This window comes from Granulosicoccus sp. 3-233 (assembly GCF_052681095.1).
This window is the reverse complement of record NZ_JBQYLE010000010.1, coordinates 88,252-112,965: the sequence shown is the minus strand read 5'-3', so window position 1 is coordinate 112,965 and position 24,714 is coordinate 88,252. Positions and strand designations below refer to the sequence as shown.

General features: G+C 59.0%; 24 protein-coding genes. 10 read left to right on the top strand and 14 right to left on the bottom strand.

The window, feature by feature from the left end; translation table 11 throughout:
• Positions 1–196, top strand: a 196-nt coding sequence (locus ACUNV4_RS22735) for a hypothetical protein (RefSeq protein ID WP_430880926.1), incomplete at its 5' end; no start/stop codon positions are given.
• A gap of 6 nt (positions 197–202) precedes the next feature.
• Here ACUNV4_RS22735 and ACUNV4_RS22730 read toward each other — a convergent pair.
• From ACUNV4_RS22730 to ACUNV4_RS22700, 7 genes are all read right to left on the bottom strand, one after another.
• Positions 203–1,642 carry an alanine/glycine:cation symporter family protein gene (locus ACUNV4_RS22730; protein ID WP_430880925.1) on the bottom strand — a complete coding sequence of 480 codons (1,440 nt, stop codon included), beginning with the start codon at positions 1,640–1,642 and terminating at the stop codon, positions 203–205.
• 99 nt (positions 1,643–1,741) lie between these two features.
• The gene (locus ACUNV4_RS22725; RefSeq protein ID WP_430880924.1) at positions 1,742–2,749 is read right to left on the bottom strand and encodes an asparaginase; all 1,008 of its coding nucleotides are present in this window, start codon (positions 2,747–2,749) and stop codon (positions 1,742–1,744) included.
• A gap of 171 nt (positions 2,750–2,920) precedes the next feature.
• Positions 2,921–3,733: an alpha/beta fold hydrolase gene (locus tag ACUNV4_RS22720; RefSeq protein ID WP_430880923.1), complete on the bottom strand. Its 813-nt coding sequence runs from the start codon at positions 3,731–3,733 to the stop codon at positions 2,921–2,923.
• Positions 3,730–4,560, bottom strand: coding sequence for a sulfite exporter TauE/SafE family protein (locus tag ACUNV4_RS22715; RefSeq protein ID WP_430880922.1), 831 nt, complete (start codon positions 4,558–4,560; stop codon positions 3,730–3,732). Before ACUNV4_RS22715 ends, ACUNV4_RS22720 begins: the two co-directional genes overlap by 4 nt.
• Positions 4,557–6,050: a tripartite tricarboxylate transporter permease gene (locus ACUNV4_RS22710; RefSeq protein WP_430880921.1), complete on the bottom strand. Its 1,494-nt coding sequence runs from the start codon at positions 6,048–6,050 to the stop codon at positions 4,557–4,559. Before ACUNV4_RS22710 ends, ACUNV4_RS22715 begins: the two co-directional genes overlap by 4 nt.
• A 10-nt stretch (positions 6,051–6,060) precedes the next feature.
• A complete protein-coding gene (locus ACUNV4_RS22705; protein ID WP_430880920.1) occupies positions 6,061–6,516 on the bottom strand; it encodes a tripartite tricarboxylate transporter TctB family protein in 456 nt (151 codons plus the stop codon).
• A gap of 65 nt (positions 6,517–6,581) precedes the next feature.
• Positions 6,582–7,532 (bottom strand): Bug family tripartite tricarboxylate transporter substrate binding protein, encoded by a 951-nt coding sequence (locus tag ACUNV4_RS22700; RefSeq protein ID WP_430880919.1) that lies wholly within the window; start codon positions 7,530–7,532, stop codon positions 6,582–6,584.
• Between the two features lie 110 nt (positions 7,533–7,642).
• Here ACUNV4_RS22700 and ACUNV4_RS22695 point away from each other — a divergent pair, with 110 nt between their 5' ends.
• On the top strand, positions 7,643–8,656 hold the full coding sequence (locus ACUNV4_RS22695; RefSeq protein WP_430880918.1) for a LacI family DNA-binding transcriptional regulator: 1,014 nt from the start codon (positions 7,643–7,645) through the stop codon (positions 8,654–8,656).
• A gap of 16 nt (positions 8,657–8,672) precedes the next feature.
• Here the strand turns inward: ACUNV4_RS22695 and ACUNV4_RS22690 are convergent, their stop codons facing one another.
• The 3 genes from ACUNV4_RS22690 to ACUNV4_RS22680 form a co-directional block, all read right to left on the bottom strand.
• Positions 8,673–9,455, bottom strand: coding sequence for a TIGR00266 family protein (locus ACUNV4_RS22690; RefSeq protein WP_430880917.1), 783 nt, complete (start codon positions 9,453–9,455; stop codon positions 8,673–8,675).
• Positions 9,456–9,574: 119 nt separating this feature from the next.
• The gene (locus ACUNV4_RS22685; RefSeq protein ID WP_430880916.1) at positions 9,575–9,868 is read right to left on the bottom strand and encodes a BON domain-containing protein; all 294 of its coding nucleotides are present in this window, start codon (positions 9,866–9,868) and stop codon (positions 9,575–9,577) included.
• Between the two features lie 45 nt (positions 9,869–9,913).
• Positions 9,914–11,026, bottom strand: coding sequence for a hypothetical protein (locus ACUNV4_RS22680; protein WP_430880915.1), 1,113 nt, complete (start codon positions 11,024–11,026; stop codon positions 9,914–9,916).
• A gap of 358 nt (positions 11,027–11,384) precedes the next feature.
• On the opposite strand from ACUNV4_RS22680, the gene ACUNV4_RS22675 reads away from it, so the two are divergent.
• From ACUNV4_RS22675 to ACUNV4_RS22665, 3 genes are all read left to right on the top strand, one after another.
• The gene (locus ACUNV4_RS22675; protein WP_430880914.1) at positions 11,385–11,735 is read left to right on the top strand and encodes a CidA/LrgA family protein; all 351 of its coding nucleotides are present in this window, start codon (positions 11,385–11,387) and stop codon (positions 11,733–11,735) included.
• On the top strand, positions 11,732–12,448 hold the full coding sequence (locus tag ACUNV4_RS22670; protein WP_430880913.1) for an LrgB family protein: 717 nt from the start codon (positions 11,732–11,734) through the stop codon (positions 12,446–12,448). Before ACUNV4_RS22675 ends, ACUNV4_RS22670 begins: the two co-directional genes overlap by 4 nt.
• A 125-nt stretch (positions 12,449–12,573) precedes the next feature.
• Positions 12,574–13,251, top strand: a complete 678-nt coding sequence (locus tag ACUNV4_RS22665; protein ID WP_430880912.1) for an SDR family oxidoreductase — start codon at positions 12,574–12,576, stop codon at positions 13,249–13,251.
• 623 nt (positions 13,252–13,874) lie between these two features.
• Here the strand turns inward: ACUNV4_RS22665 and ACUNV4_RS22660 are convergent.
• Positions 13,875–15,074 (bottom strand): BaiN/RdsA family NAD(P)/FAD-dependent oxidoreductase, encoded by a 1,200-nt coding sequence (locus ACUNV4_RS22660; protein ID WP_430880911.1) that lies wholly within the window; start codon positions 15,072–15,074, stop codon positions 13,875–13,877.
• 212 nt (positions 15,075–15,286) lie between these two features.
• Here ACUNV4_RS22660 and ACUNV4_RS22655 point away from each other — a divergent pair, with 212 nt between their 5' ends.
• The 5 genes from ACUNV4_RS22655 to ACUNV4_RS22635 all read left to right on the top strand — a co-directional run bounded on the left by ACUNV4_RS22655 (position 15,287) and on the right by ACUNV4_RS22635 (position 21,377).
• Complete coding sequence (locus ACUNV4_RS22655; protein WP_430880910.1) at positions 15,287–16,846, top strand: inorganic phosphate transporter; 1,560 nt, start codon at positions 15,287–15,289, stop codon at positions 16,844–16,846.
• Between the two features lie 69 nt (positions 16,847–16,915).
• Positions 16,916–17,869 (top strand): glutaminase, encoded by a 954-nt coding sequence (locus ACUNV4_RS22650; protein WP_430880909.1) that lies wholly within the window; start codon positions 16,916–16,918, stop codon positions 17,867–17,869.
• 132 nt (positions 17,870–18,001) lie between these two features.
• Positions 18,002–18,841 carry a universal stress protein gene (locus tag ACUNV4_RS22645; protein ID WP_430880908.1) on the top strand — a complete coding sequence of 280 codons (840 nt, stop codon included), beginning with the start codon at positions 18,002–18,004 and terminating at the stop codon, positions 18,839–18,841.
• A gap of 268 nt (positions 18,842–19,109) precedes the next feature.
• Positions 19,110–20,345, top strand: coding sequence for a pyridoxal-phosphate-dependent aminotransferase family protein (locus ACUNV4_RS22640; protein ID WP_430880907.1), 1,236 nt, complete (start codon positions 19,110–19,112; stop codon positions 20,343–20,345).
• Positions 20,346–20,390: 45 nt separating this feature from the next.
• On the top strand, positions 20,391–21,377 hold the full coding sequence (locus ACUNV4_RS22635; RefSeq protein WP_430880906.1) for a patatin-like phospholipase family protein: 987 nt from the start codon (positions 20,391–20,393) through the stop codon (positions 21,375–21,377).
• 151 nt (positions 21,378–21,528) lie between these two features.
• Here the strand turns inward: ACUNV4_RS22635 and ACUNV4_RS22630 are convergent, their stop codons facing one another.
• The 3 genes from ACUNV4_RS22630 to ACUNV4_RS22620 all read right to left on the bottom strand — a co-directional run bounded on the left by ACUNV4_RS22630 (position 21,529) and on the right by ACUNV4_RS22620 (position 24,542).
• A complete protein-coding gene (locus ACUNV4_RS22630) occupies positions 21,529–21,957 on the bottom strand; it encodes a BLUF domain-containing protein (protein WP_430880905.1) in 429 nt (142 codons plus the stop codon).
• Positions 21,954–23,657, bottom strand: a complete 1,704-nt coding sequence (locus ACUNV4_RS22625; protein ID WP_430880904.1) for a putative bifunctional diguanylate cyclase/phosphodiesterase — start codon at positions 23,655–23,657, stop codon at positions 21,954–21,956. The genes ACUNV4_RS22630 and ACUNV4_RS22625 overlap by 4 nt, the downstream gene beginning before the upstream one ends.
• A 99-nt stretch (positions 23,658–23,756) precedes the next feature.
• Entirely contained in the window at positions 23,757–24,542 is a 786-nt protein-coding gene (locus tag ACUNV4_RS22620; RefSeq protein WP_430880903.1) for a VOC family protein, read from the bottom strand.
• Between the last annotated feature and the right edge of the window lie 172 nt (positions 24,543–24,714).

The window sequence follows — 24,714 nt, the reverse complement described above, 5'->3', positions numbered from 1 at the left end:
CAAGAGCAGGCAAGAGCAGGCAAGAGCAGGCAAGAGCAGGCAAGAGCAGGCAAGAGCAGGCAAGAGCAGGCAAGAGCAGGCAAGAGCGGGTGGTCGCGAGCGGCCGGAGTCGTCTCGACAGGCTCGTCCACTGGTCGGATGGAACTCGCGCGATCTTGCGCAGTGGCGGCGACCGGAGTACGGGTCGCCGCCTTGAGAGTGATCAGCCGTTGGAAGAGTCGACTTTCCCGGTCCAGACGTCACGTTCTATGTCCAGGTCGGGATAATCATCGGGGTTCAGCACCGGACGGGCGACACCCGCCTTGAGCTGAGCGCCGAAGTCGTTGATCAGGCGCATGGCCGTAGGGAACATCATCATCAGAGCCAGCAGGTTGACGACAGCGAGTATGCCCATCATCGGGTCAGAGAAAAAGAAGACAGCCGTCGCGCCCGGGGCTACTGCTCCCAGGAATACAATGCCGACAACCAGCAGACGCAGGCCATGCACGGAGGCTTTGCTCTTCGTCATGAATGTCAGCGCGTTCTCACCCAGGTAGTAGTTGTAGATGATCGAGCTGAAGGCGAACAACAGAATGGCGGTTGTCAGTGCGTATTGCGCCCACTCTCCCAGATGTGAGACCAGCGATTGCTGTGTCAGGGCAATGCCGTCCACATCGGTTGCCCCTGGCACATAGACATCGCCCAGCAGGATGATGAAAGCGGTACAGCTGCAGATGACATAGGTGTCGATGAAAACGGATAGAGACTGGGTGATTCCCTGGCTGACCGGATGCCTGACATCGGCTGTTGCGGCCACGTTCGGAGCCGAGCCCAGGCCGGCTTCATTCGAGAACAGACCACGACGCAAACCCTGCGCCAGCGCTGCCCCCATACCACCACCCACGGCCTGTTCGAAGCCGAAGGCGTTCGCGAAGATCGAACCCAGTACCCGAGGCACTTCTCCGATATTGACGAGGATGACCAGCAAAGCCAGAACGATATAACCGAATGCCATGACCGGCACGACCACATCGGCTACCTTGGCAATGCGCTGGATGCCGCCGTACACGATCAGGCAGGTGCCGATTGCCAGGGCAACCCCTGTCCAGAGACGTTCTATGCCAAGGCTGTCAAGAGCGGCGCCGGCCACCGTGTTGCCCTGAAAGGCGTTGAAGCCGATGGCAAAGGAGGCAATCAGGCAGATTGCGTAGATCGTTGCCAACCAGCGAAAATTCTCACCGAGCCCGCGAATGATGGTGCGCGCGGGTCCTCCGCGAAAGGTGCCGTCCGGCTCACTCTGCTTGTAGAGTTGTGACAGGGAGCATTCGATCAGGCTGGTCGCCATGCCGACAGCGGCAACAGCCCACATCCAGAAAACCGCGCCAGGACCGCCGAGCGTGATGGCTACGGCAACACCGGCAATATTGCCACCACCAACGCGCCCGCCGACTGACACGAGCAGGGCCTCACGGGCGGAGATGGCATTCGGATCAGCCGATTGATTCTTGCTGGAAAAGACGCGAAACATCCGCTTGAAATAGCGAAGTTGCACAAAGCCTGTCGATATCGTGAAGAACAGACCCATGACGACAAGAAAGGGGACGAGCGCCCACCCCCATGTCAGATCATTGATGACGCCGAAAAAGGATTCGAGTAGCTCCATGTAAGACGGACTCCGTTACTGGTTTGGGGAGGGAAGGTCGGGGCTTGTTCGTTTGTCGAAGGTATCGATATACGCACCATGGGTCCGTCGGTCAACGATTCATTGGCATTCACCAGACAGGGGGCTGGCAAATTGCTGTCGTAGCGTGTCCGTGTCCGTGCCTGAGGCGAGCAGGACATGCAGTTTGGTAAAGGCCGCTTCCAGAGTCATGTCACTGGCAGGCACGACGCCGATCCTGTTGAGCATGGCACCAGAGGCGTAGGCACCCTGTGTCACGCCACCGGTGATGCACTGGGATGTGCTGACCATCACGATACCACGTTCAACGGCACTGGCAAGGACGGCCATCAGCTGTTCGTCTGCATCGGGTGCGTTGCCGACGCCATAGCTGCGCAGGACGACACCCCGTACCGATTCACTGGCCAGCATTGCCTCGACCATTCGGGCCTGTATACCCGGATAGAACTGTATGACGACGACAGCTTGAGGGTCGAACTGCGGTACATGAAATGCAGAGGCCGACGATGTCAACAGGCGCTCCTCGTGCAAGGTGATGTCGATACCGATATCGGCCAACCAGGGGTAGTTGGGAGAATCGAAGGCGTCGAAAGAGCGTGTCCGGAGTTTGCTGCAGCGGTTGCCGCGCAGCAGGCGTCGGCCGAAACAGACGCAGACTTCGCAAATGGCGGGATTGGCAGCCAGCAGCATGGCAGCTTGCAGATTCTCGATGGTGTCGCTGCGCTGTTCCACCAGAGGAATCTGCGATCCGGTCAGAATGACCGGCTTGTCAGTGCCTCGCAACATGAACGACAAAGCTGAAGCGGTGTAGGCCATGGTATCGGTGCCATGCAACACGACGAAGCCATCGAAATCATCCCAACGGGCCAGCAACTCATTGGCGATGGCCGTCCAGTGAAAAGGTTGCAGGTTGGAGCTGTCGATCAACTCTGCCAGCTCCACCACCTCGAATATCGGGACCTTGGCGCTGCCATTGTTCAGCGTCTGCTGCAACATCGCGCCGAATCCTTCCAGCGGGCGATATCCATCAGCGGTGGGGCGCATGCCGATGGTGCCGCCGCTGTGCAGAAGAAGTACTCGCGAAGTCATGACATGAGGCTCTGCTGTTCCAACATCGGCGGCGTTCCTTGCGAAAGGCTTGAAGGGGTATCCTACAACAGACCCCGACTGATAGTGAGAACGAACAGTCTGATTGTCATTGCTCCGGATCATGCGGGCCTGCCGCAGGCGCCGACAGGTCTGCGGTGGTTGCGCTCCTGCTCAGCCGACCCAGTGATCGAGGATGATATCCACAGGTTCACTGGTTGCAAAGCAATGCGCATGGCCCCCGTCGATCATGTGAAGCGTGGCGTCGGGCATGGCACTGGCGATATTCTCACCGCGTCGGGGCGGAGCCTGTCCATCGTGCTGGCCACAAAAGACAAGTGTGGGCGCGGAAATCAGCGGCAGCAGATCCCAGGCGTCATGATCGGCACGAGCAGCCAGCAAGCGAGGATACCCCTGTGCGTTCCGATGGCTTTCGCGAAAGCGTTTCTCTACCGCCATGCGCTTACGGATGAGGCGCTCGGCTTCATCCGGAGAGGCTGTTTGCAGCGCCTGGAAGCGCGTATCGAGGATTTCCAGGGTCGAGCGTGCTCGCAGATGCAGGTCATCGATGTCCAGCAGATTCTGCACCGGATAGGAAGAACCACCTTCACCGCCGGGAGATCCTGCCGCCAGAGCGAGACGCTGTACACGTTCCGGTGCCAGAGCCGCCAGGTGCATGGCAACCATGGCGCCGAAACTCTCACCCAGTACATCCACCTGATTCCAGCCTAGAGCGTCCAGCATGTTCAGGGCGTCTTGCGCGTAGTCCTTCATCGACCAGTTGCCATTCGGTGCATCGGTGCCTCCCAGTCCGCGTGGATCGGCGGCGGCCACGCTAAAGTGCCGTGGCAGCTGACTGTCGAATACCGGGGCATTGATCGACAGGTCGAAGTTCGATCCACCGAGAAACAGCAAGGGTGGTCCGGCACCCTCCTGTCGCAGATTGACCGTCAGTCCGGCAGTCTCGAGACGATAGGGCGCGGTCATGTCATGGCCTTGTACAACATGCGCAGGGCGCTGATGGCCAGAAAGATGGCAAAGGCCAGTTTGAGTTTGCGTGGTTCCAGAAGGTGGGCGATCTTCGCGCCATGGGGGGCGGTCAGTACGCTCATGGAAAACAGCACGATGGCAGCTGGCAGATTCACGAAACCCAGTGAGCCGGGTGGGCGTCCGGGTGCATCCCAGCCTGCCCAGACGAAGCCGCAGACTGCCGGCAAGGCAATGGCCAGGCCGAAGACCGATGCTGTGGCCACGGCTCGATGAACCGGAACCGAGAGCATGGACATCACCGGCACCGACAAGGTGCCGCCGCCGATCCCCATCAGGGCGGAGGTGAAACCGATCGGCAAGGCAATGGCACCCTGTGACAGTCGGGATGCAGGCGGCGCCGCGGCCAGCGTGAGGGTCCTGGGGAGTGCCAGGTTGATGGAGACCGCAAGTGCGACCACACCGAAGACCAGTGTCAGGCCATTCGCGCCGATGAACTTCGAGGCGATGCCGCCTGCCAGGGCACCCAGAAAGATGGCCAGGGTCCAACCGCGCAGTATGTCCCGGTCTATGGCGCCGCGTTTGTTGTGCGCGCGGGCGGAGGAGATGGACGTCGGGATGATCGTCGCCAGTGAGGTGCCGACCACCAGCAGCATGGCGATGTCATCGGGAATGTTGAAGATCTCGGCAACCACGACCAGCACGGGGACAATGACGATTCCGCCGCCCACGCCCAGCAGGCCCGCCAGCACACCGGCAATGGCGCCGGTGATCAGCAAGCCGATGGTCAGGCCCAGCAGTACGGTGATGGAAAATCCTGCAATCATGTCAGATCTCTTTTTCGGTGCTTGACGATACGTAGTAGCGGCAGGCTGAGCATGCCGATGGCCGCGATGACCAGAACCACGGCAATGGGGTGTCCCACGAAGAATGCCGCAAAGTTGCCGTCGGTGATGATCAGGCCCTGTCGCAGACTGATCTCCAGAGTCGGTCCCAGTACCATGCCGATGACGAGTGGTGCCATGGGATAGCCCTGGCGGCGCAGAATGAAGCCAATGATACCTGCTGCAGCCATCACCAGGAGATCAAACGGATTGCCCCTCACGAAATACACACCAACCGTACACAGCAGGCAGATCATGACCAGCATGTAGGCTTCCCTGATACGCAGTATCGGTGCGGCCAGGCGTGAAACCAGCATGCCCAGCGGCAGCAGCATGAGGTTGATCACGAAGAATCCCGAGAAAATGGCGGCCATCAATACCGGGTTGTCCGTCATCAGACGCACGCCGGGCGTCACACCGTGAAGGGTCAGCGTGGCCAGCATTACCGCCGTGATCGCATCACCGGGAATGCCCAGCGCCATGGTGGGCACCAGAGCGCCACCGGTAACGGCATTGTTGGCAGACTCCGAGGCAATCAGCCCATCCGGCTCACCTTTGCCGAAGTTCTCGCGGGTTGGAGCGGATCGGCGGGCTTCGGCGTAGGAGATGAAGGCGGCGGTGGCCGCTCCGGTACCCGGTAGCACGCCGATACCATTGCCGATCAGGACGGACTTGCACAGGCCTTTCAAGCGGCCCTTCCACTCGGAGAGCCGGGGCAGTACCATGCCATCGAACGTCACCAGCGTCTGTTCGCTTTCGCGCAAGGCGGCTGCGCGGGTCAGTACCTCCGACAGGGCGAATACACCAATGACCACCGCCAGCAGGTTGAAACCGGCGATCAACTGGAACTGGCCAAAGGTGAAGCGTGCTTCACCGGTTATCGGATCGCCACCCACCGTGGACAGAAACAGGCCCATGAAGCCGGCGATCAGACCCTTGGTCAGCGAGCCTTCCGACACGGAGACGATGCAGGTCAGACCCAGCAGGATCAGTGCGAAGGTCTCGATCGGTCCGAAATTGAGCGCAAAGGCGGCCAGCTGCGGTGCTGCGAAGATCAATACAACAGCGGATACCAGTCCTCCAATCACGGATGCCACGGTCGCCCAGCCCAGTGCCTTGCCGGCTTCACCCCGTTGCGCCATCGGGTAGCCGTCCAGGCAGGTAGCCGCGGACTGTGGCGTGCCGGGTGTGTTGATGAGGATGGCTGAAATGGAGCCCCCATAGACCGAGCCGGCATAGATCGCCAGTAGCAGCAGAATGGCGGGAGCCTGGGACATCGTCAGGGTAAAGGGCAGGATCATGGCAACGGCAACCGTCGAGCCGATGCCGGGCAATGCGCCCAGAATGATACCCAGCATGGTGCCGATGCTCAGAACCAGCAGACCTTCGAGCGTCAGAATCAGGCCCAGAGCCTCTGGAATGGATTGAATCATGTCTGTTCCCTCAGATCCACCAGGTAAAGGGCGAGGTTGGAAGTGGCATTTTCAGTACGTGGTTGAACAAGACAAGCAGTGCACCCGCTGCTAGCACCGGTGGAAGGACGACCTGCAGGGGATGACGCAGACCCAGCGCCAGCAACACCACCATACCCAGTGCCACCGAGCTGACGAAGTAGCCCAGCGGCACGAGAAGCAGCACATAGACAATGAAGGCAAGGCTGATGGTCAGCACCGGCCAGAGCTCGATCGGATCGGATGGAGAAGGCTTCAGCAGATCGAGAACGACATTGAACGCGGCAAGGGCGAGCAGTATCGTCAGAATGATGCGGGGAAAGAACATCGGACTGAAGGCGCCACCCAGGTCGGCGAAGGTCAGTCCGAAGGTGGATGTAACCAGGCCGGCGACCAGGAGAAGAATGACGACGGACACGCATCGCCGTTCGTTGAGCAGAGTTGACATGAGGACTCCTTTTGCTGAATGCACATCCGGCTTGGCGTGCCGGATGTGCATGGCTGGGCGTTTTCTCAGAGACCCGCGGCGTCAATGAGCTTTGCGTTCGACTCGTACTGCGAACGATAGAAGCTGTCGAAGTCGGCTGCGTTGCGGAAATTCAGAACGGTGCTGGTGTCTGCGGCGAATGCCTTGAAACCGTCGGAGTTGATGGCAGTTTCACAGGCATTGCTGAGTGCTTGTGTCACTTCGGCATCCACTCCGGCAGGCGCAAACAGTCCGCCCCACAGATACAGTTCGTTCAGCGGTGCGGCAATGCCGGCCTCGGTGGCGGTGGGCACATCCGGCAGGCTCTCGAGGCGTTCGTCACTGAAGACCAGCAGTGGGTGGAAATCGCCGCGAGTCATCAGCAGTTCCGTATCGCCGAAGAACTGGATGGTGCCGGAAGCCATGGCTTGCAGCGCGGGACCGGAACCCTGGAACGGCAGATGACGCATGTCATCGATGATGCCGAGGCCGGCAAATGCTGCCACCGCCGTCAGGTGGGTGATGGCACCGGGTCCGGATGAACCATAGAGCAACTTGCCCGGCTGCGCCTTTGCTGCTGCGACCACGTCTTCGATGCTCTTGTAGGGACTGTCGGCCTGGGTGAACAGTACGGTAGGTGAAGCGGCCACCGAACAGATGGGCGTCCAGCTGTCCAGGCCGTAGGGTACGTCCTTGATCTGTGGCTGGATTGTCGAGACTGTCACTGACCAGTAGCCCAGTTGGTGGCCGTCAGCTTTCTGTCCTGACAGGGCTGCAGCGCCCACGGTTCCGGAGCCTCCTGCCATGTTGGAGACGTAGGCATCACCACCGAGCGCTTCGGCAAAATGTGGAGCGAATGCGCGCAGCAGCAGATCGGTGCCACCACCGGCGTTGAAGGGTGCGACCAGATTGACGGGGCGTTGCGGGAAATCCTGTGCACTCGCCGAGCCGATGGTCAGCCCCAGAGCCACAACTGCACTCTTGATGATCGGTTTCATGTCTTCCTCCGTTTGATAGTGGTGATGACAACGTTACCATGGAAATTGGTAACGTTGTCAATGATTCTGTTATCGTGTGGTTTCAGTGAGGAGAATCGAGAGAGGCATTCATGGAAAGCAAGGACCGCAGACCCACACTCAAGGACGTTGCTGCCTTGAGTGGCGTGAGTGTGATTTCCGCATCGCGAGTCATGCGCGGTGCTCCCAATATATCGAAGCAACTGCGCGAGAAAGTCGAGCAGGCTGCCCGGAGCATCGGCTACCAGAGCAACCCGATTGCCCGTTCCTTGCGGGGGGAATCGACAGAGCTCGTCACTGTCATCGTTCCTTCGATGAGCAACCATGTCTTTCCCAATATCGTTGACGGGATCGACGATGCACTCAAGGATTCACCGCTGCGCCTGGTTCTGGGCATGACCAAGTACGAGAGTCGCAGCGAAGAGGTGATTCTGCAGGACATGCTGGGCTGGAACCCTGCGGGGGTGGTACTCAGTGGGCTGGAGCACTCGGCACGTTCCAGAGAGCTGCTCGAACATTTCTCCGGACCCATTGTCGAGGTCATGGATGTCGATGGTGATGCGATCGACATGGCCGTCGGGACGTCCATGGTGCAGGCCGGCGAGCTGATAGCACAGCACCTGGTGGCGAAGCACTACCGGCGGATAGGCTATGTGGGAGCCTGGGGTGAGCGGCCGAAACGCTCCCTGAAACGTCGGCTTGCCTTCGAGGCCGAGCTGCAGCGACTCGACGCACCACTGGTGGCTTCGGTCATACTGGATGAAGCGTCATCGTTGCAGGCGGGTGCCAGGGGCTTGCAACAGCTGCTTGCCGAAAACCCCGAGATAGACGCTGTCTTCTTTGCCAATGATGATCTTGCCATGGGGGCACTGTTTCATTGCCAGTCTCACGGTATCGGCGTACCGGGCGACATCGCCATTGCCGGCTTCAACGGGCTGGATATCAGTCAGTCCATCCGTCCGCAGTTGACTACCATTGCCACACCGCGCTACGAGATCGGGCATCTTGCCGGTGAGCTCCTGCGTCAGCGCATCATGGGGGATACATCGAGGAATGCCGGTCTGCACCGGCTGGAGCAGACGCTGATCGAAGGCGGAACGACCTGATGCAAGCGTGTCCTCACTATCTGTCGCCGAACATGTCTCCCAGTCCGCCCAGTACCGAGCCTTCACCCTTGGAACCGCCGATGGATGCCGCTTGCATGACACGATTGGCCAGACGCGAGAATGGCAGGCTCTGCAGGTAGACGGTACCAGTGCCTCTGAGTGTGGCGAGAAACAGTCCTTCACCACCGAACACCATGGACTTGAGATTGCCTGCCCGTTCGATATCGTACTGAATGCCCGACGTGAAGGCTGCCAGGCAACCGGTGTCCACCCGCAAGGTCTCACCGCGAAGTTCCTTCCTGATGACAGTGCCTCCGATATGCACGAACGCCTTGCCGTCTCCTCGCAGGCGTTGCAGGATGAATCCTTCGCCGCCGAAGAACCCTGTGCCCAGCCGTTTCTGAAAGGCGATGTCAACCGACGTGCCGTAGGCGGCGCAGAGGAAGGCATCCTTCTGGCAGATGAGTTCCTGGCCGAGTGTGGCCATGTCCAGGGGGATGATCTTGCCCGGGTATGGAGCGGCGAATGCCACACGCCGCTTGCCGGATCCGGCATTGGTGAAATGGGTCATGAAGATCGATTCTCCCGTCAACACCCGTTTGCCAACGTGCAACAGTGAATCGAAGAGGCCGCCTACAGGCTTTGATCCGTCGCCCATGCGCGCTTCGAATTCGATGCCGTCTTCCATGTAGTTCATGGCTCCGGCTTCGGCAATCACGACCTCGGATGGGTCAAGTTCGACTTCGACGATCTGCATGTCGTCGCCGAAGATTTCATAGTCGACCTCATGACATCGCATGGTGCTGCTCCCTGAGTGTATCCGGGAAGATCATAGCAATTTCGATGCTCGGCAAGCCACTTGCCGACAAGAGCCTTGCGGCAGAAACGCAGCAGCGAACCATTGTCGCCGGCGCCGGTTCACCAGACCACGATGATCCGGTTTATCACATGCTCGACTCCCTCGTATCGGGCCGCTGCCCGAACGGCGGCATTCGAGTCGTATACGCTGGTAACGCGCCCTGTCAGTACAGCGGTCTTGTCGACCAGTCGCACACTGACACTGCCAGAGGACACCGCTGACTGGACCTCGATGGCCAGTGAAGGCTTGCCGAATGCCGCCGCAGTGCAGGCGGTGAGCGTGGCTGCGAGAAAGACGCCAGCGAATGCGATGGCGATCGGCGGTGATGGTCTGGCCGGCATTTGATCATTCATCGGTGAGTGCTCCGCAATTGCAATCTCGATAATGCGACGCCTTGTCTATGGGTGTCCGAGCGCCACGCCGATCGGTAATCGGTACACGAATCCGGCGGACAGGTCCCGGTCATCATGCACTGACAGAAACAATCCCATGCCCCTGGGAATGAACAGAAATCCCGGATACAGATTCAGGCGCACACGGGTGCTGCCCACATCATTCACCACCAGCGAGGCCAGCAGACTCTTGTTCTGATCCAGGAACAGGCCGAGACTTGCTCGCGTGTCGGCCTGAATGTTTCTCTGTCGAACGATTTCCTGTACAGCCACACCCACTCCCCAGGAAAGGGTTCTGCCAGAGGGCAGTCGGTGCGACAGGCCCACCAGATTGTTCAGGCCGGTGTAGACGAAGAGTCCTGCCTTGTCGAAGCCCAGGCGTGGCGGCCGATAGACATAGGAGATACCGGTATTGACGAACTGATTCGTTGACAGGTTCCAGGCGCTGAGGGTTGGCCAGATTGCCGGATTCAGGTGTGTCTGGATGGCGGTTGCAACGCGCGTTTGACTGAACAGCAGAATACCCAGTGGCCGGAACAGATAGACGTCGGCCACCGGGTCGGCGTCGGTGGTGTTCTGGACTTCAAGTGCTTCCTGCAATACCTCGCTCACCATGGCAAGGCTGGCAGCGGCAAGCCTCGGATACCGATAGCCTCTGACAGTGAACCACTCGACATCCCGGCGGTAGGCAATGCCACCGCCCAACAGATGCAACCCATAGTTGGGCAAGGCCGCGTAACTGTCACGGTGATGGTCGGCGTCGATCGGAAAGATCTCGCGATTGACGAAGCGACGGAAGCCGCCCTCATTGTCGATGGCGGTGCGCGGGTGTGACAGGTGCTCCCAGACTAGCTCCAGGTCGCTGGAGAAATCATCGGTGTCGAAGTTCTCGGGCAGTTGCAGCGTATCGAGCGTGTAGTGCAGGAACGCACTGGCCGGGTTGTAGAGTGAATCCGATCCGATTGCCTGCACCTGATGGTAGTCGTTCAGAGGCGTATCTGATCGAGCATGCTCGGTCGTACGAGTTTCAGCAGAGCCGCAGCTCGACAGGCACAGACACGACAGTACAACCGTCAGGGCTGTGACTGCAAGACCATTGCTGCCAACGGCGGAACTCATTGTTGCTCACCTCTCGACGCATCGTGGCTGTAAAGCTCCTGAGCGGCATCGGACTCGGAGCAGGAGCCCCTGGCAGCTGTGGTGCTCATGGCAGTGATGCAGCTTCGGAACAGGAAGTCGTCGAAATACACTATCGCGGTTGATGACAGCATGACAAGTCGACATCGGTTCCGAATCTTCCGAGTACGCGGCTGCAGGCGCCGGTATGGCGCGAGCGCAGCGCCTCCCGGCCGAAGGCGATTTCCGGTCGTGGATTTGTGTCTCATGGACGTTAACAGCTGTGCAGGCAGAGGTCTGTCGATCATGGTCATCCAGTGGCATAGTCGTGCATCCTGCAACCGCCAAAGGTCACTTCAGCGTGATTCTGCATCTCACTACCATTCTTGTATTTCAGTTGATCGGTGAAACTCTGACCCGCAGCTTCGGCTGGGTTGTTCCCGGGCCGGTATTGGGCATGGCCTTGCTGCTGCTGTTCTTCATGGCCGCGCCCCGGGTAGCGGCAGTCATTCAGCCCACTGCGCAGAACCTGCTGTCTCACCTGTCTCTGCTGTTCGTACCGGCAGGTGTGGGCATCGTGGGTCATCTAGACCGCATGGGCAGCGATGGTCCGGCCATTTTCCTGGCGCTGTTGTTCAGTACAGCCCTGTCGATAGCAGTCGGCGCGCTGGTGTTTGCAGGTATCGCCAGGTGGATGGGGGCCGAGGAATGAACGAGTTGTCGCAGATCTGGACCTATCTTGCCGAAGAACCGCTGTTGTGGCTGACGGCCACGCTGATCGCCTACTGTCTCGGGGACGCCATCTTCAAGGCTTCGGGCAAGCGGCCCTATGTCAACCCGGTACTGATTGCCGTGACACTGCTGGCCGTCGTGCTCTGGTCGACGAGGACGCCCTATCAGACGTATTTCGAAGGGGCGCAGTTCGTGCATTTCATGCTGGGTCCTGCCACCGTGGCTCTGGCTGCGCCGCTCTACGGCAATCTCTCCAGAATCAGGCGCTCTGCCGTTCCGTTGCTGTGTGCCTTGCTGGCAGGCTCTGTCACTGCCATTCTCAGTGCGCTGGGGGTGGCCTACGCCCTCGGTATTCGGGGCGACATGCTGGTATCCATCGCGCCGAAGTCCGTCACGGCGCCGGTGGCTCTGGGTATCTCGGAATCTCTGGGCGGGGAGCCCACTCTGACTGCGGTTCTGGTCATTCTGACGGGGATCATGGGAGCTGTCATGGCGACTCCTCTGCTGAATCGACTGGGAGTCACTGACTGGCGTGCAAGAGGTCTGGCCGTGGGCGTAGCTTCACACGGCATAGGCACGGCACGCGCTTTTCAGGTCAATGAGACGGCAGGTGCCTTTGCCGGCATCGGCATGGGGCTCAATGCCTTGTTGACGACCGTACTGGCACCGGTGATTGTCAGCCTGTTCTTCTAGTTACCGGCAAGTCTGCAAAGGGGATGACATCGCTGGAACCCAGCCTGCATTGACCCGGGTTTTACAATGGGCGATGCTGACCGGTATTCGCTGTCACACTTCTGCGACCACCCTCGGAGACCTGCATGCAGACCTATCTGATCACCGGTGCCAATCGCGGCATCGGTCTCGAAATGACAAGGCAGGCGCTTGATCTCGGACTGCGTGTCATCGCTACCTGTCGAGATCCGTCGAATGCTGCCGAATTGACGGCATTGAAAGGCGCTCTGGATGTGCACACTCTGGATGTCACCGATGAGGCGTCCATCCACGCGCTGGTGGACAAGCTGGGTCTGGTCAAGCTGGACGTACTGGTCAATAACGCCGGATACATGGCGACGCGGCAGTCAATCGATGACATGGACCAAGAGCAGTGGATGAGCTCATTCGCTGTCAACGCCATTGCACCCTGGCGGGTATCCGTGGCCTTTGCCGACCGCCTGGAAGCATCCTCCTGTGCGCGAATCGCCACGATCAGCAGCCAGATGGGGTCGCTGGAGCGGGCTGGCAGTGATCGGGTCGCCTACCGCAGTTCCAAGGCAGCGGCAAACATGGTCATGCGCACTCTCGCTCTCGAATGGCAATCGCGCGGCATAGCCGTGTGCATGCTGCATCCCGGCTGGGTGAAGACGGACATGGGGGGCAGCAACGCCGCGCTGGAGGCATCAGAGAGTGCGAGCGGCTTGCTGGAAGTGATCGACGGGCTGACCCTGAAGAACAGTGGCTGCTTTCTGGATTATTCAGGCGAGCCCGTGCCATGGTGAGCCACCAGGGTCGATGATGGCAATAGCACTGCCCTTGGCTCTGGCGGTGACTGTTATCGTGGCGGCACCTGCCGACGGCCGGTGACGGAACATCGTGCCCCTGGCAGTGTTCCTGTCGAGTCGGGATGGTGCCTAGTGCGCCAAAGTCGTGCTGGAAGTGCACGATTTGCCAGTCAACGGCCAGACTGGCTGATCGCACCGCGCGGAGGCCCTGTTCTCGCTGATGATCCGCACGATGGGCCTGCTTGTGACGGGGCGTAGACACCTGATCAGCGGCAGACATGCGACTCCGTAGGTCTTACAACGTATTCGGAGTGCACTTTGGTGGTGCGCCCACCGGCAGTATGCCAGATATTGCTGATATGTCAGCTTGACAGTAAGTTTTCTGCTTCACATGTAAGCGGCTGTTTTTTGGGTAATCTACAGACTCGAAAGTGTGGTGACTTTCGTTATTCCTCCTCCAAGTGGTATTGAGGCAAGGAGCCCACAGAGGCCAGGGACGGCCATCTTTTTTTCTACCTCATCTTCCCTCCGACAGGCGAGCCCGCTCAATGCCGGTTTGCGCAGAGAATCCCCCTGGATGTCCCTGTCAACGGCTGCCCTGAAGTCTGCCGAGCGTTTGCCTATTGTCCTGCGCCTTGCCGTGATTCTGCAGCAATGGCCTGGCCTGCCACCCAACCTGATGACCAGGCCCATTGGAAGTTGTAGCCGCCCAGCCAACCCGTTACATCAACGGCTTCCCCGATGAAGTACAGGCCCGGTACCGAACGGGTTTCCATGGTCCTGGATGACAAGTCGTCGGTGTCGATACCACCGAGAGTGACTTCCGCTGTCCGATAACCTTCGGAGCCGGAGGGACGCAACGGCCAGGCAGTGAGTGTCTCACAAAGGCGCTGCAATCCGGCGTCACTCTGATCGGACATGTTGCCATGCAGATCGAGCTCCTCCCTGAGAAATTCGATCAGCCGGGCAGGCAGATGCATGGACAGGATACTGGTGAGCGCCTTGCGGCCCGTGGACCGGCGGGCCTCTTTCAATGTATCGAGCAACTCGATGTCCGGCGTCAGGTTTACCGTGATCGCTTCCCCTTCCTGCCAGTAGCTGGAAATCTGCAGAATGGCCGGTCCGGACAGACCTCTGTGGGTGAAGAGCATGGCTTCATCAAAATCGATCGCCGCCACGCTGGCCCGGATCGGTGTCGATACCCCAGCGAGTGGCTTGAACCTGTCATTGCTGAAGCGCAGTGGCACGAGGCCGGGGCGCGGTTCGACAATGCCAACTCCGAATTGCGATGCGATCTGGTAGGCGAGGCCGGTCGATCCCATCTTCGGAATGGACTTGCCACCGGTTGCCACCACCAGATTCTTCGTCGTGACCACCGTCTGCTCGCCATCCCGGACAAGCGTTACCTGAAATCGGCTGCCATCGTGCTGGATATTGCCCACGTCGGTATGCAGCCAGAGCCTGGCGCCGGCCTTGTCCATCTCGGCGCGTAGCATGGCGATGATGTCCTTGGCGGTGTCATCACAGAACAATTGTCCGAGCGTCTTCTCATGCCAGGCGATGCCATACTCGGAGACCAGGGCGAGGAAATCCCACTGGGTATAGCGGCTCAGCGCGGACTTGGCAAAATGCGGGTTCCGGCTGATGAAGTTCTCTGCGCTGGTTCCCATGTTGGTGAAATTGCAGCGTCCACCGCCGGAAATGCGAATCTTCTCGCCAGCTGCCTTGGCATGATCGACGATCAGGACACCATGACCCGCGTGAGCCGCTGCCATCATGCCTGCAGCGCCGGCACCAAGTATGAGTGTGTTGATCTGCATGACGTGGAAGTGGTCGGAAACCACCGAAGTCTAATGGGTCGGGAAGCGAAAGTGTCTGCATAATGCCGCGATCGAGAAAACAGCGGATGAGAGGCGCATATAAGTGATAGTTTGTTGCGAGTAGCAGGTCCTGCGATCAGGTGGCAAGCGAGCTGTGCCGACTTGCCGTGCTGCATGGCTTGGGGTCAGCACGAAAACGACGGAAAGCACGTATGGAAATCGAAAGAATTGCCGAGATAGAGCAAGCCACCTGGGCAGGTCGCAAGGAACTGTTTCGCCTGGGCACGGCATTGCTTTTCATCATTTCCATTGTCTTGTTTGTCGGCACGCTGACAGACGGTGTCAGTAACATGCTGGTTATTGCCGCTATCATCGGCGGCTATATGGCTCTCAACATCGGCGCCAACGATGTGGCCAACAATGTCGGACCAGCAGTGGGCTCACGCGCATTGACCCTGACCGGAGCCATTCTGATTGCCGCGATCTTCGAAGCAGCCGGTGCGTTGATAGCCGGCGGTGATGTGGTGAGTACCATCAAGAGCGGCATCATCAATCCCGATCTGATTGTCGACACGGACACTTTCATCTGGGTCATGACCGCAGCCTTGCTGGCAGGTGCCCTGTGGTTGAATCTGGCTACCGTGATGGGAGCCCCGGTGTCCACAACGCATTCCATCGTGGGTGGGGTGCTGGGGGCCGGCATTGCAGCGGGCGGTCTGGGAATAGCCGACTGGGGGAAAGTCGGTCAGATCGTCATGAGCTGGCTGATCTCGCCCCTCATGGGCGGTGCCATTGCCGCTGCCTTTCTGTACCTGATCAAACACGGCATCATGTACCAGAATGATCGCATTGCTGCGGCAAAGCGCATGGTGCCGGCACTGATCGGCGTCATGGGCTGGGCGTTCGGAACCTACCTGATACTCAAGGGCTTGAAGAAGATCGTGAAAGTCGACTTCACCACGGCCATTCTCATGGGTCTGGTCGTGGGCCTGCTTGTCTGGCTCATCAGTATCATCACGGTACGTCGCTCGACCAACAACATGGAGAACACCAAGCAGGCACTCGACCGATTGTTCGTGGTTCCCCTGATCTTTGCTGCAGCCTTGCTCAGCTTTGCGCATGGTGCCAACGATGTCGCCAATGCGGTTGGCCCGCTGGCAGCCATCAGTGACGCTGTGAGCACCGGTCTCATTGCCAGCAAGGCTTCCATTCCCGTCTGGGTCATGCTGATCGGTGCCATCGGCATCGCACTGGGACTGGCACTGTATGGTCCGAAGCTGATCCGAACCGTGGGCTCTGAAATCACCGAGCTCAACCAGACACGGGCCTACTGCATCGCACTGAGTGCGGCCATTACTGTCATCGTGGCAACCCACTTCGGCTTGCCCGTGAGTTCAACGCATATCGCCGTCGGTGCCGTATTCGGCGTCGGTTTTCTGCGTGAATACATCAAGGCCAACTATGCCGTCATGGTCAGTGAGATCGAGCACCATCATCAAGGCGCCGACCGGGTGGAAGTCGAAGCGTTTCTGGCACGGTTCGAGTCAGTGAATCTGGCGCAGAAAGGGCGCATGATTCAGGAGCTCAAGAAGAACAAGGGCTCGGTCGAGCTGACCAAGAAGGAGCGTCGGGCCCTGAAGAAACATTACCGGCATGAGCTGGTCAAGCGTTCGGCCTTGCTCAAGATTGCCGCTGCCTGGGTCATTACCGTGCCTGTATCCGGCTTCATGGCTGCCATGTTGTATTTCACCTTGCGCGGCATGATGTTGTGAGTTGGGCAGATCATCCGGGACGTACGGACAGGTAAAAGACGGGAAATGACGCAACCGACACCCACGACGATGACATCCTCGTGCAGACCTTCCGCGGATGACCCTGCAGCTCTGTCCGCTGCGCTTGCCGGTATTGTTGACAGAATGTGCCGGGACACCGACAGGGGCAAGGTTGCAGACTATATCCCCGAGCTTGCCTGTGTCGACCCTCGACAGTTCGGCCTGTCGATCTGTCTGTGCGATGGCAGCCAGTTGAATTTTGGCGATGCGGCAACGCCTTTCTCCATACAGAGCGTTTCCAAGGCATTCACGCTCGCCGTGGCACTCGGTCGCTTCGGTGAGGGGCTGTGGCGTCGGGTCGGTCGTGAACCATCCAGCAATGCCTTCAATTCGGTGGTGGATCTGGAGCTGGAACAAGGCAAGCCCCGTAATCCCTTCGTCAATGCCGGTGCCATCGTGGTCACGGATGAAATCATGGCAGGCCGCGCCCCGAGGGATGCACTTGCAGAAATTCTCTGGTTCGTCAGGGCTGCCGCGGGAGACAACGACATCTTCATCGATGAATCGCTGGCAAGATCGGAGAAGGTCACCGGCCATCGCAACTGGTCTCTGGCTCACTTCCTGAAATCCAGCGGCAATCTGAAACATGACTGCGAACTGAGTCTGGGTACCTATTTTCACCAGTGTGCCATCGAGATGAATTGCATACAGCTGGCAAGGGCGGGGCGGTTTCTGGCTGGCCTGAATGCCGGGGATGAACTGGTTTCCAGTAATCATGTTCGCAGCATCAATGCCCTGATGATGACCTGCGGTCATTACGATGGCTCCGGTGAATTTGCCTATCGCGTCGGCTTTCCCGGCAAGAGCGGCGTCGGTGGCGGCATCATGGCCGTTGTTCCTGGCAAAGCCTCCATCGCGGTCTGGTCGCCCGGCTTGAATCGCTTCGGCAATTCCCGCTTGGGCACCATTGCCCTGGAGGAGCTGTCACTGGCAGCGGGCTGGTCGGTGTTCAGTGTCGATTGAAACCGCGCCGGCCGGGTAGCTGCGTACGCCCGAGAGGTCATGGCTGCCACAGGAGTCTGCAGGCTGACGCGATCTACCCGGTGATCGATATGCTGGTATCCTGTTGCTACAGAAGATCTGTGAGTAATCGGTATGGCTTACAAGACACTACTGGCACACATGTCCAATGAGGACGTTTCTCCTGCGGTTCTACAGGTGGCTTCCTTGCTTGCCGAGCGTCATTCGGCGCACCTGGTTGGCCTGCATATTCAACCGCCACTCGATCTGTATGTGTCGGAATTGCCGACACCCATCGATCTGAGCCGAGAGTACCTCGACAGACTGAGACTGAAAGAGTCCCGCCTGAGGGAGCTGTTCGAGGCGGGTACACAGACGCAGAATTATGTCGCCGAATGGCGAACGGTTGACGCCCTGACCGACACGGTTCTGAATGCGCTTGTCGAGCAGGGCAACACGGCCGATCTCATCGTTATCAGTCAGACCGAAGGGGATAACAGTGATGTACGATTCAGGCATCTGCCGGAACATGTGCTGATGGCCTGCGGCCGTTCTCTGCTGGTCGTGCCAGTGGGCAGTGATGTCGACACGGTGGCCGAGAGAGTGCTGGTAGCCTGGGACGGTCGGCGAGAATCCACACGGGCGCTGTTCGGGTCTCTGCCATTGCTGCGTCGGGCTTCCGAAGTACGCCTGCACCGGATCAATCAACCACATCAGGACCGGCATCATCTGTCGGGTATCACCGAGGAACTGGCCAATACGCTGGCACGCCATGGCGTGTCACTGGAACTGGTTCATTCCGATGCGCGTAGCGGCGAAATTGCGGAAGAGCTGATGGGCTTTGCCAAGGACATGGACGCGGACCTGATGGTCATGGGCTGCTACGGGCACAGCCCGTTGCGAGAATTCGTTCTCGGCGGAACGACTCGAACGGTATTGGCGAAAACGCCTATCCCGGTGCTGATGAGCAATTGAGTTCGGCTTCGGGCAAGGGCCATGACAGACGTCGGCAGGTTCCCGCTGTTGTCGCGGCGACTCGACCCCGGCGTCATTCATCGGCTGTAAGCCGTTGATGTGTCGTATCGAGTCATGAGCGAGAGGCAGATGCTCGATGGCGACAGGTTCTGGTATGACAACTTGATCACTGTCGTGAAAATCCGTCTCCGGACGGAGACTCGTTAAAGTTCCAATTTTCGGCATAGGGCGTACAATCAGCTCACTTGATCAAGGTGAATGCGCTACCGTGCGAATAAGAGTGCCCGATGACCTCGTCCCGCTGGACAGCATACTGCCAGAGGAGCCACTGCTGATGATGGGGGCCGGTCCTGTCCCGATTCCGGCGCGCGTGGCGGCTGCCAACGGCATCGTCATCAATCATCTGGGTGACACCATGTCTCAGATCGTGGAGCAGGTGAAATCGATGTCCCGTTATGTTTTCCAGACGGAACACGGTCGAATACTGGGTGTAGCCGGTCCGGGCTCGGCAGCCATGGAGATGGCAGTAACCAATCTGGTCAGCCCGAACAGCCGTGTGCTCAGCATTGTCAACGGCCTGTTCAGTTCGCGTCTGGCGGACATGTCAGAGCGCCTCGAGGCCAGCGTCACGCGTTTGCAGGTCGATGAAAGGCAGGCCGCGCAACCAGAGCAGGTGGAGCAATACCTGCGCAAGTACAAGCCCAATGTACTGACGATCGTGCAAGGTGAGACATCGAATACCGTCTGCAATCACCATTTGCCCGAAATTGCCCGACTGGCCCATGAGCATGATTGCCTGGTCATCGTCGATGCCGTCTGCACCCTGAGCACGATGCCGCTGGACATGGACGAATGGAATATCGATGCCGTCATTACCGGTGGTCAGAAGGGACTCTCCTGTATTCCGGGGGTCTCATTGGTTGCCTTCTCCGAACGAGCCTGGCAATTCATCGAAGGGCGTAACGATACCCTGAAGCACTGGTGTCTCGATGCACGCCTGGCCTATCGCTTCTGGTACGAGAAGTCCTACCACTATACTGCGCCGGTATCAGGCATTCTGGCACTGCACGAGGCACTGCGCCTGATCTGCAGTGAAACCCTGAAAACCCGATTTCAGCGCCATCAGCGTTGTTCTCAGGCACTGCAGAACGGTATCGAAGGCATGGGATTGTCGCTGTATGTGGAAAAGCCCGCTCGTCTGACCTCGGTGCTGGGTATCAAGACACCGCAAGGTGTCGATGCCACCGCCTTGCTGCGGTACATGTCACAGCGTCACCGGGTGGAGATCTCGGGCTCCTTCGGCGCCGATATCGTGCGCATCGGACAAATGGGCGAACAGTGTCGGGCGCACAACCTGTTCCGGGCGCTGCATGCTCTGGGTAGCAGTCTCAATACCATGGGTGTATCGCTGGATCTGCCTGCTGGCGTGGCATCACTGGAAAGTACGCTGGAGCAATACGAGTTTCCGCCCGTGCGAGCCGTCGCCCAGGCGGTGCGGAGCTAGCGGATCGGTTCGGATGGGGCTTGTCGGCAGGAATCGGGTGCGTTCATGAGTTCGGTCAGCCCGCGAGCCCCTGACGCCAGTGGCAGTATGGCTATCTGCCGTGGCACTGCCATCGTGGCCGAGGGCGGTGGGCAGCGCGGTATCTATACTGCGGGTGTGCTTGACGCCTTTCTCGGTGCCGGCTTCAATCCCTTTGAAGTGGCTGTCGGAACATCCGCGGGTGCACAGAATCTGTCTTCCTATATGGTCGGGCTCCCCGGCTATGCGAAGCGTGCCATTGCGGAGCTGTCGGTAACGCCCAGTTTCATGGTGCCATACCGCTGGCTGGGCAAGCGAGGCGTGCTGGATCTGGACATGTACTTCTCTCGGGTTCTGGAAGATCCGGACTATCGTTTTCCGTGTGGGGAAGTCGATCGACTGGCAGGGCGACGCCGTCTGGTCATTGTTGCCACATCTCGCTCGGACCTGTCCGCCCGCTATCTCGAACCGGACTCCGATACGCTGCTGACCTACATGAAAGCATCCAGTGCCATACCCTTCCTCTACAAGGGAGGAGTGCCAGTTGGCGGCGACATTCTGGTCGATGGTGGTGTTGCCGACCCCTTGCCGGTCAGGAAGGCGCATTCTCTCGGTGCCAAGCGCATCCTGGTCATCCGTACGGTGCCGGCGGAAGACATGAATTCGAGTTGGCGGCAGAGATTGAAGATTCTGGGATTGCATCGGGCAATGCCCGGCACCATGTCCGAGATGCTCGCCCGTCATGAACAGGCCTATGAGGAGGCAATGCGGTTCATCAATCGTCCGCCAACGGGTGTCGAAGTCGTGCAGATTGCGCCTGAATCACCGTTGCGGAGTCATGTGATCGGCAGCAGCTCTGATGCGTTGATGGCTGATCATGAGTGTGGCTGCAGAGCGGGTGAGGTCATGCTTGAACCGTTGCGGGACTGGTTCGACCGGACGAGTGAGGGGGAGTCCAGCCGAACTGGTACGGTGTGCCGCGAGTCGAAGCAGAGTGACGTGCCTGCAGTATAAGGAGAGCGACGCGCCTGTAATATAAGGAGTATTTCTGCTGACCACTCCCTGTTACCGATTCTCGTTGATTACCCTGGCAAGGGGCGAATACCTGGTGGTGGGCGTTGCGCAGCGGGCAGACGATAACGGGCTCAGGCAGCAGGAAAATGTTCTATGCGTCGCTCAGCATGGTGCGAATGGCGTCATGTACTGCATCGGCATCTATGCGCTCGGCATCGAATCCGGTGGTGCTGGCAATCTCCAGCAGCACGGGAGGCACTTCTGCCTGTTCTCCGACATAGGCCATCGACCATTGTTCGAAGCTTGTCTTGTGCACCGGGTCACAGGCAAGCAACAGGACTTCGGCATGGCGCTGATCGCACTGGATTCTTTCGAATGTCTCTTCCACGGCTGCTGCTGGTCCTTCGAGTACCTGAGCGAACAGGCCACGATTGAACATGAGCGCACCGGTGATTCCGACTCGTCGATTGTTCTGGCGAGCGACTTGAAGAATGTGCTCGATCTGTTGTGTCAGAAAGGCATCATCACCCGTGATGGCATTGTGGCTGACGTAGACCACGCGAAGCAGCGGCTCGTTCATGCGGCTGCATCGCCTGCCGGAAGCTGTCCGGTGTCGTGGATCAGGAAGTCCGCGATCGAATCCGCCTCCATGGGGCGGGACACGAGGTACCCTTGCACCGCATCGCAGCCGCTGTCCTGCAGTCGTTGATATTGCTCCGGGGTTTCCACACCCTCGGCCAGCGTTTTCATGCCGAGACTGTTTCCCAGACCGATGATGCAATCCACCAGTGCCTGTGTGCGATCGTCAACGGCTCCGCGAACGAATGACTGGTCGATCTTGACCTTGGTGAACGGAAATCGGCTGAGGTGACTCAAGGAAGCATAGCCGGTACCGAAGTCGTCCATGGCAATGTCAACGCGCAGTTCCCTGAGTTCGGTCAGCTGTTCAAGGGCGGCCTCCGGGTTGTGAAACAGCAACCCTTCCGTCACCTCCACTTCCAGTCGCTCCGGGTCGAGTCCACTGCGGCTCAACGCTGTTCTGACGTGTTGTAGCAGTTTGCCATCATCGAACTGCAACGGTGATACGTTCACCGCAACGCTCAACCCATCTGGCCAGAAGCTGGCCTGTTGACAGGCCTGCAGTATGACCCAGGCGCCGATTCTGCGGATTTCCCCCGTCTCTTCGGCAATCGGGATGAACTCGGCGGGAGAAACCATGCCACGCTCGGGATGCTCCCATCGCAACAGCGCCTCGAATCCGACAAGCCTGCCGCTGTGAAGATCGACCTGGGGTTGATAGACGAGCCTGAATTGTTGCAATGCCATGGCTCGGCGCATGTCGATCTCCAGCGCTCGGCGTCGCATTGCCTGTTGTGCCATCTGCGGCTCGAAAGAACAGGCCCGGTTGCGTCCTGTCAGCTTTGCCTGCTGCAGCGCCAGATCGGCATGTTGCAAGAGGGTGGGGCCATCAGCCGTTGCATCATCGAAAACAGCGATTCCGATGCTGACGCCGATGTTGATTTGCTGGCCATCGACCAGAAACGGTCTGCTCAGCAATTCCGCGATACGATCAGCCAGCTTCTCGGCATCGTCGGAACTTTCGTCTGCAGGCAATATCAGCAGGAACTCGTCTCCGCCAATGCGTATCAGGTCATCGCGTTCCCGTGTGACTCGGCGCAGGCGCCCGCTGACCAGTCTGAGCAGAGAATCCCCGATGGCATGACCCAGGGTGTCATTGATCTGCTTGAAATGATCAATGTCGATCAGCAGAATGGCGGTCTTGCCTTCATCGACAGCGTTCGTACCGGAGCGGGACTGCCTGAGGGCTCGTTCAGCTTCCAGTCCGGACAGTGCTTCATTCAAGCGATGACGGTTGGCCAGACCGGTCAGGGCATCCTGCTCGATTCGATCATTCGACGCAATTGTCTCACCCGCACGGGTGACCAGCAGCAAACGTCGACAGGCCTGGAGTCGCCCGAGCTGCACGTGTCGCCTGGCGCCATCGGTGAAGGTGATATCGAGATGGGTGACGTCAGCCTCTGCCAGCGCATGCGCCAGTTCTGTGGCTGAACGATCGTCAATGGCAAGCTTGAACGGATCCAGCGTACCTGTGGCGGGCGGGGCGTGGCCCAGTAGTTCAGCCAGCTGCGAATTGGCGCTGAGCAGCCGGCCTTTGTGGTCGAGCACGGCATGGCCCGTCGGTCCGGTAAAGGATGAGACGTCGAGTTCACTGGCCTGCTCTGTCGGGTCTGACAGGCACGCGGGCTGAGGCTGGCTCATGGATGCTTCTCCCTGTACCACTGCTATCGACGGGTCAGGACAGAAGCTTGAAAGAAAAGCGTGTCAGCAGGTTTCCTGCAGATCAGGAAAAGCCGGATTTCATGCTGGCGTGATTCGCTTGCCGATGATGGCAAACAGAGCGCCCTGAGGGTCCAGGCCCTGGGCAATGAACTCGCCGCCGGGTATGTCGGTTGGCCCATGCAGTAGTCGGCCTCCCTGATCTGATACATGCTTCGTGGCCGCATCGATATCAGGTACACGGAAGTAGTAGATCCATAGCGGGGTCGGCGCCTCCATGGGTTTTTTCATGACGGCGCCAATCAGGTAGTCATCCTGACGCAGCATCTGGTACATCCCCATCTCACCCATGTCCATCTCGTCGGCCTTCTGCCAGCCGAACAGGTCGCAGTAGAACTGAAGAGCCGCATCGGGCTCCGGGCTCAGCAACTCGTTCCAGGCACAATGACCGTCGGCAGGCTGATACTTGGCAAACGACTGACTGGCCTCTCCCGTGGCTGACATGAGATAGAAAGGCACGCCGTGCGGGTCGGTGACAAAGGCAAAGCGTCCTACCCCTTCCACGTCTTGAGGATCCATCAGCAGGCCCCCGCCCGATTTGCTGGTCCGTCTGACCGAGTCTTCGACGTCATCGACACTGATATAGCCTGTCCATTGGGGATAGGCCCCGTTCTCGAGCATCTCATCGGTCAGATTCAGCAGACCGACCACCGGGACATCGCCCATGCTGCCGATGCGGTAGTCCATACCGGGCATGCCACTGTCAGAGAATTGCCAGCCGAGAACTTCCGAATAGAATGCCTGTGCGGCGTCTGCATCTCTGGTCATCAGCTCGTACCAGATGAAGTCTCCTTGTCGGTTGCTCATGTCGTCTCTCTTGTGTCAGTGGATGGCATGTTGATCAGCAGTCTGCCCGAGGCCTCTAGTGGGTATATCAGAAACCCGTCCAACGAGAAAGTAAAGCTGCGTAATTCTGCGCCATTCCGGACGTCGACAAGACTTTAGTATTGTTTGCCTGTCAAACCGGCATCATGTTGTC